This is a genomic window from Actinomycetota bacterium, assembly GCA_040905475.1.
Lineage (GTDB): Bacteria > Actinomycetota > AC-67 > AC-67 > AC-67 > DATFGK01.
The window spans coordinates 44,189-50,865 of sequence record JBBDRM010000169.1 but is presented as its reverse complement, the minus strand read 5'-3'; the positions used below and the strand labels follow the sequence as shown (position 1 = coordinate 50,865).

Below are 6,677 nucleotides of genomic sequence, written 5' to 3'. Positions count from 1 at the left end.
CCCCCCCCCCCCCCGCGCTGGTTCCCACGCTCTGTCGCGAGCCGGCGCGCGAACGGAGGAGAGACCAGCCGGTGGTCGTCCCAATAGAACTCGAGGTCGCGGTGGATGCCGCGCGAGCGCTCGTCGGCGGGTTCGCGGACGTCGGGCAGCCGCATCGTCGTCGTGAGGATCCCGATCTCGTGGCCGCGCCCGCGGAGCCGGTCCATCACATCCCGGCAGGCGAGCTCGTAGCCGCCCAGATGGTGGGGCGGGTACATGTTCGAGAGTACGAGGATCCGGGTCACGGCGACGTCAGATGTACCCGAGCTGCCGGAGCCGCTCCTCGAGCTCGGCCGCCTCGTCGTCGCCCGTAGCGGCCGGTGTCTCCGTGGCCGGCTCCGCCGGCGCGTACGACTCGACCTCGTCGATCGCGGCGCGTAAGGCTGCGGCTGCAGGCTCGGTCGCGGCGTCCAGCGGACGGGATTCCGCCGGGTCGGAGCCGAGGTCGTACAAGCGCTCGCCGCCCTCGTCGCGGATCAGCTTGAACCGGCCGTCCGTCGCCGAGGTCATCGAGCTCGCCATGCGTCGGATGGCTTCGTCGGGGATCCCCCACGCGCGTGCGAGCGCCTCCTTCTCGGGGAGCATGATCTGCCCCGCCACCTGTGAGACGGCGGCGCCGCCCGGCCGGACCTCGTCCCTCCACGGATGGTCCTCGATCCCGAGCGCTCCCGCGATCATCGCGGGGAGCTCGGCCAGGCTCACCGGGCCGGCGTGCCCCGGCTCGACGGGCGACGAGAAGATCAGCGGCACCCGCAGCAAGCGCTCGGACATCGAGAGCAGATGCCCGACCATGCCGTCTTCGCCGAGGTTCTCGCCGTGATCGGACGCGAGCACGATGAGCGTCTCCTCGAGCATCCCACGGCGGTCCAGCTCCTCCGTGATCCCGCCCAGCCACGCGTCCATCTGGAAGATCGCCCGCGCGTACAGGTGCCGGGTGCGCCGGACCGTGTCCTCCGGCATGCGCCGCTCGCCGACGGTGACCCGGTACGAGCCTTCCGGCGTCTGATACCGCGCGGCGTCGAGCGCCGCGCCGATCCGCTGCAGCCCGGAGAGGTCGTTGAACGGGCGGGGAGGGAGGTACGGCCCGTGGCATTCCATCAGGTTCACGAACCAGAAGAACGGCGTGTCGGTGCGTCGATCGTCCATCCACTTGCGCAGGACGTGCCCGGCGGTGGTCGCGCCGTCGTCGGCGCGCGCTCGCCACGCGTCGAGCGCCCACTCCAGCCGCGTCCGCAGGCTCCGGCCCGGCGGCTTGCGCTCGACACCCCGGATGCTGTGGAAGAGGTCGAAGCCCGTCGCGAAACCGTTGACCTCGTGGATCCAGGGGTTGGCGCTGATGCCGCCGGTCGCATAGCCCCGCCGTCGCAGGAACTCCGCGAGCACACGGTCGCTCCGTTCCTCGAGCAACGCGCGCGAGTTCACGCCGACCTTGGATCCTTTCTTGATCCCGCTCGTCAGTCCGAGGGCGCCGGGAAGCATCCCGGTGAACATCGAAGCGTGCGAGGGGAGCGTCCAGTTCGAGGGCGCCACGACGTGCGGAGGTGCCGAACCTTCGCGCGCCAGCTGGGCCGCGACCGGCGTTGCTCCCCGCGGCGCCCCCCACGGCTCGAAGCTATCCGCACGCGCGGTGTCGTAGACCACGAGGATCAGGTTGCGCATCAACCAGTGGTGGCCGGAGTCATCGACGGCCGTCCCGTCCCGCCTTGCGGCGCATCGCGTCGAGGGTGTTCCGAGCGGCGAACCGCCACACCTGCGGGATCGTCATCCGGATCGGGCCGAGATCCACGGGATGGCCCTGGCCCCACCGCTTGCACGCGGCGTCGGTGCGTGAGAACCGCTCCCGCCGGAGTTCCTCGAAGGGACCCTTCACGCCCACGCCGTGAACGCCTTCGGGCAGCAGGTCGAACCCGTACCCGAACGCGAGCGAGCTCTCGAACGGCTCGAGCAGCAGCTGGAATCCTTCCGGGGTGAAACGCCAGAAGTCCCACGGGTGAGCATGGATCGGCATGAACATCACCGAGGTCAAGATCGCCACGCCGCCCGGTTTGAGCACGCGATGGATCTCCCGAACACCCCGGTGCGGATCGGCGACGTGCTCGAGCGTCTCGACGCACACGATCGTTCCGACGCTGTTATCCGCGAAGGAGAGCGCGTGGATGTCCTCGACCCGATCGACGTTGGCCCCCTCCTGGAAGTCACACCCGATGTAGGTGTGGCCGGCGAAGAGGGACCGGAGGTTGGCTTCGCGCTCTTGTCCCTCGGCCGGCCGGGATCCGATCTCAACGACCGGATCTGCGATCGGAAGGGCCTCGACCGCATCTTCGACGAACATCCTCACGGTGGGTCGCACGGCCGGAAAGCATAGCCGCTCGTCTCCGCAGTCTCAGGGGTTGCAGGCCGATCCTTCGCTCGTTTCGGGTGTTTCAGCGTCCGGAGGGTCCGCGGCGGACGAGCGTCGCGTAGATCTCCTCGTGGAGCGGGCCAACCCGCTCTTCCCAACCCCACCGCATGGCGTGCTCACGGCAGCGTGCCGGGGTGCCCGGCTCGGCCGCCAGTGCGACCGTCTCCTCGAGGGCGCGGGCGAGGGCGGGCGCGTCGCCGAACGGCGCCGTCCGGCCGACCTCGGGACGATCGACGATCTCCGGCATGCCGCCCTCCGCGCTGCACACGGCCGGCGTCCCGCAGGCGAGCGACTCCACCAGGATGAGCCCGAAAGCCTCGTTGGTGGATGGGAGCGCCGTGACGGTCGATCCGGCGTACCGGGCCGGGAGGTCCTCGATGTTGCCGACGCCGGGTACGTCGGTCGCCGCCCGCACACGATCGGCTCGGGGGCCGAGCCGCTCGAAGGCCCACGCGTTGTCGCCGGGCCCGGCGAGGACCAGGCGCGCATCGGGTATCCGATCGAGCAGGATGTCGAACGCCTCGACCAGCGCTCCGAGCCCCTTCTCGGGATTGGTCGCGAACGCGGGGAACAGGATCCGCGGCGGACCGGTCCGAGGCCCCGCTCGCAGCGGGAACCGATCGATGATCACGCCCGGCGGGAGCACCTCCGTCCTGCGCCCGAACGCCGCTTCGGTCGCGCGGGCCGACGCGGAGCTCAGCGCGGCGACCATCGAGGCCGTGCGAACGGCCCGGCGGAGGAGCCGGCTCTCACGCGGGAGCGCTTCGACGAGTTCGCGCGACGGGTGCCCGAGCACCGTGTACAGCGTGCGATGACCCGCCAGCCGAGCCGCGATGGCCGCGGTCGGAGCGAAGGCGTGCACGAGGTCGAAGCCACGGACGCGAAGCAGGGTGGGGAGCGCCCGCACGCCGAACGTCTCGGCTTCGCCGTACCCGCGTCGCGCGAGGGGTCCGGGAGGCAGATGTCTGAGCTTCCGGGTCGTCGTGCGGCCGGCCGTCGATGCGCCCGGCCGCCAGGCGGTGCCGGTGATGATCTCGACCCGATGTCCCGCGCGCTCGAGGTACCACGTAAGGTCGGCGAGATACCGCTCGCCCCCGCGGCGCACCTCCGGCCAGGAGAAGGGGTGGACGAGCGCGACGTGCAGAGGCTTCAACGTCGTCGTGCGGGCAGATGCGCCCCAAGCTCACGCCGCCAGTAGGCAACGGCGCCGGGATTGCCGCTCCGCCGCGCTCGCAGGTATCCACGGATCGAGCCGAGGATGTTGAGCGCACGGAACACGGCCTCCGCCGTGAGGTCGTGCTCGGCCCGGTAGAAGCGGTACGTGTTCCTCATGTAGGCCTTCGTCCGCCGGTCGCCGTAGGCCTGCGCACCGGAGACGTTGCCGACATGGATCACGCGCGCGGCCGGCTCGAAGCGGATCGTCCACCCTCGCTTGCTCGCCCGCCAGCACCATTCGAGGTCCTCGACGTACATGAAGAAGCGCTCGCTGAAGGGTCCAACATCCTCGAGCGCGACGCGCGGGATGAGCAGCGCGGCGCCCACCGCCCAATCCACATCGCGCGCCCGGTCGTGGCGCCAGCGTCCGACCAGCATCATCCGGTCCGCATCCTCGTCGGAGATGTTGTTCGGTCCGCGGGCGGTCGCCGCCGCCACCCGCAGTGACGGGAACGGGTGGGTGGAGTGCTCGAGCTCCCCGTCGGGGCGAAGGAGCAGGGGAGCGACCGCAGCGGCTTCGGGGTGCGCGCGGGCGGCCTCGATGAGGCGGCCGATCGCCCCCGGCTCGGGCCAGGCGTCCGGGTTCAGCGCGAGGAACCACGGCGCATCGGAGCGTGCGATCAAGCGGTTCATCCCCGCAGCGAACCCCAGATTCTCGGTGCCGGCTTCGATCTCTGCCTCCGGGACAGACCGAGCGATCGCGTCGGCGCTTCCATCCGAGGAGGCGTTGTCTCGAACCAGGACCCGTACGTCGCAGCCCTGATCCGAATCGAGCAGGCTTCGGAGCGCCGTGGCCGTGAGCTCGGCCGTGTTCCAGGTGACCACGCCGACGTCAACCCGTTCCCGCTCAGCGGCCATCGGTGGACGAGTCTAAACGACGGCGCTTCACCGCCCGGCGAGCCCTCTTAACCCCCACAAAACGGACAACCGAAGTGGCGTCCTCCGGCCCCTGTCGTGGAAAAGCTCACATCTCGTACGAAAAGTTTCGAGGAGGGAAGGAGGTTCGCTTGATTGAGGCGAATCTCAATCGATGGTGCCTTCCGGCTAGGGGGAGGTGAGGCACGGCTCCAGGGGGATCGCAGCAAGACCTCTCGTACGTTCTGCGTTCGGTTTAGCCACCCACAGGGAGGGGGCGACAATGCAAAAGAAGGCTTATGTGCGCCGGATTCTTGCGGCGCTCGCGTTGACAGGACTGCTCGTGCCGGCGGCAGCTGGGTCGGCAAGTGCCGCGCCCCTGCCCATCGTCTGCACGGCAGCGGGCACGGTTGTTGTCGTCCAAGGGAACATCGACTCGTGGTCGGTTCAAGGCCGCGGCTCGTGTCAGGGCGACCTCGGGGGGACCTACTTCCTCGACTTCGTCGGCGCAGGCACCTCCGACACGGTTGGGCTCTGCGACCAGACGCTCCTCGTGCAGAACCTCAACATCAACGTGCTCGGCTCGCTGACGAACGCCCAGACGGGCGTCCCGAAGTTCTTCAACCACGATTGGGTTGCTCCGCTCACCACGTACCCACTCGCGACTCCGTTCCTGATCGAGCAGAACGGGTCCGATGACCTGGTTGGTGCCGGCAACTTCTTCAACCACATCTTCCTGCAGTGCAACGGTCCGACGGTGGCGCAGTTCACCCTCGTGCTCCTGCCCTGATCGAGAGATAGAACCTTCGGGGGCCTGGCCGCTTCGCGGCAGGCCCCCGAACTTTGCGCCCGAACTTTGGGACGGGTTCGATTAGCGTCCCGCGTCGTTCTCGACGGCGAAACGGTAGTAGGTCAAGCGGGCGACCTGGCCGTCCTCGAGGGTCACGGCCAGGATCCGGAGGTGCACGGAGCCGTCGGGGGCCGCGAACTTCATCAAGGCCGTCGAGGTCGGGACGCCGGGATGCAGGTCTCCAGAGACCTGACGACCGTCGAGCGCGGGGTCCTTCCGGGTCTCCTCCGCCAGCCGGTCCCATGCGGCGCCGCCGCGGCCCTTCCAATCGCCGCCCGGCGCGACGACCCGCACCAAGACCGACCCAAGGAGCGATTCATTCAGTTCGTTGGCGCGCCTGCCGACGACCGCGGCGGCGATGCGGTCCAAGGTCCGCTGGATATCCGTGATCTGTGAGACATCGCTCCGCGCACGATACGCGCGCCCCCGGCCACGCAGGCGTCCACGAAACCGTCGGAGCGGTGGCTCGGGGATCCGGGCGGTGGCCGCTCGGGGCGTCATCCTCGCGGACTCCGGCGCGAGATAGCCCAAGCGCTCGAGCGTCTCGCCGGCCACTTTCATCAGCGCGTTCAAGTCCGCCTCCGAGATCTTTTCGCGCCACTTGCCGGCACCCACTTGTCCGGACGTCGGGTCTTGGTTGAAGGCGACCTTGGCCTCTCGGAGGGCCTCCTCGACCATCTGCGGTGCCGCCGGGAGACCGAACCATCCGAACAGCTCCGCGACGTGAGCCTGCGGCTCCACGAGCATCTCCTCGTAGCGCACGGTCCGGAAGCGTTCCAGGCCCGCGCTCGCGGTCTCGGCCGCCTCCACGGAGGTACGCCACTCCAGCGCTGCCTCCTCGATCGTGTGCGGAGCGTTCTTCCACGGCTGCTTCATGAGAGACCGCGCGACGTCGCGACCATCGCGGACGATGTTCAAGATCCACGCGTCGGGATAGATCTCGCCGATCAGTTCGAGGCACGTCACGTGCTCTGGGGTTCGTTCGGCCAAGCGGGTCGCGCCGGGGACGGCGTTGAGGAAGGGCAGGAAAACCCCGTCGCAGAAGTTGCGGAGCGCGCGGGTCATCTCCTGGGGGTCCATGTAGACGAAGGCCGTTCCCGGCGACCCCAACACCCCGTGATGGAAGCGTTCACGGAGCGGCTTGATCCCTCGCGAGAAGAGATAGGTCTCCGAGGGCACCAGGGCGACCTCGGGGTGAGCGCCGATGATGCGTTGTACCCAGTTGGTGCCGCTCCGGCGTGCGCCGACCAGGAAGATCATCCGATCGCGCATCGGTCCTTCTACGGAGCCCATCCGATAAGGGTTCGATGCCGTCGC

7 protein-coding genes are annotated in these 6,677 nt (G+C 69.2%); 1 reads left to right on the top strand and 6 read right to left on the bottom strand.

All coding sequences use genetic code 11. From position 1 onward, the window contains the following. From WEB06_20985 to WEB06_20965, 5 genes are all read right to left on the bottom strand, one after another. On the bottom strand, positions 1 to 284 hold a 284-nt coding region (locus WEB06_20985; GenBank protein ID MEX2558096.1), incomplete at its 3' end, for a hypothetical protein. 7 nt (positions 285 to 291) lie between these two features. Further along, positions 292 to 1,698: a sulfatase-like hydrolase/transferase gene (locus tag WEB06_20980; GenBank protein ID MEX2558095.1), complete on the bottom strand. Its 1,407-nt coding sequence runs from the start codon at positions 1,696 to 1,698 to the stop codon at positions 292 to 294. Positions 1,699 to 1,717: 19 nt separating this feature from the next. After that, the gene (locus tag WEB06_20975; protein MEX2558094.1) at positions 1,718 to 2,389 is read right to left on the bottom strand and encodes a class I SAM-dependent methyltransferase; all 672 of its coding nucleotides are present in this window, start codon (positions 2,387 to 2,389) and stop codon (positions 1,718 to 1,720) included. A gap of 73 nt (positions 2,390 to 2,462) precedes the next feature. Continuing rightward, on the bottom strand, positions 2,463 to 3,593 hold the full coding sequence (locus WEB06_20970) for a glycosyltransferase family 4 protein (protein MEX2558093.1): 1,131 nt from the start codon (positions 3,591 to 3,593) through the stop codon (positions 2,463 to 2,465). Continuing rightward, the gene (locus WEB06_20965; GenBank protein MEX2558092.1) at positions 3,590 to 4,513 is read right to left on the bottom strand and encodes a glycosyltransferase family 2 protein; all 924 of its coding nucleotides are present in this window, start codon (positions 4,511 to 4,513) and stop codon (positions 3,590 to 3,592) included. The genes WEB06_20970 and WEB06_20965 overlap by 4 nt, the downstream gene beginning before the upstream one ends. Before the next feature lie 298 nt (positions 4,514 to 4,811). On the opposite strand from WEB06_20965, the gene WEB06_20960 reads away from it, so the two are divergent. Next, entirely contained in the window at positions 4,812 to 5,300 is a 489-nt protein-coding gene (locus tag WEB06_20960; GenBank protein MEX2558091.1) for a hypothetical protein, read from the top strand. An 81-nt stretch (positions 5,301 to 5,381) separates the two neighbouring features. On the opposite strand, the gene WEB06_20955 is transcribed toward WEB06_20960, so the two are convergent. Continuing rightward, positions 5,382 to 6,632, bottom strand: a complete 1,251-nt coding sequence (locus WEB06_20955; protein ID MEX2558090.1) for a sulfotransferase — start codon at positions 6,630 to 6,632, stop codon at positions 5,382 to 5,384. Positions 6,633 to 6,677: the final 45 nt, after the last annotated feature.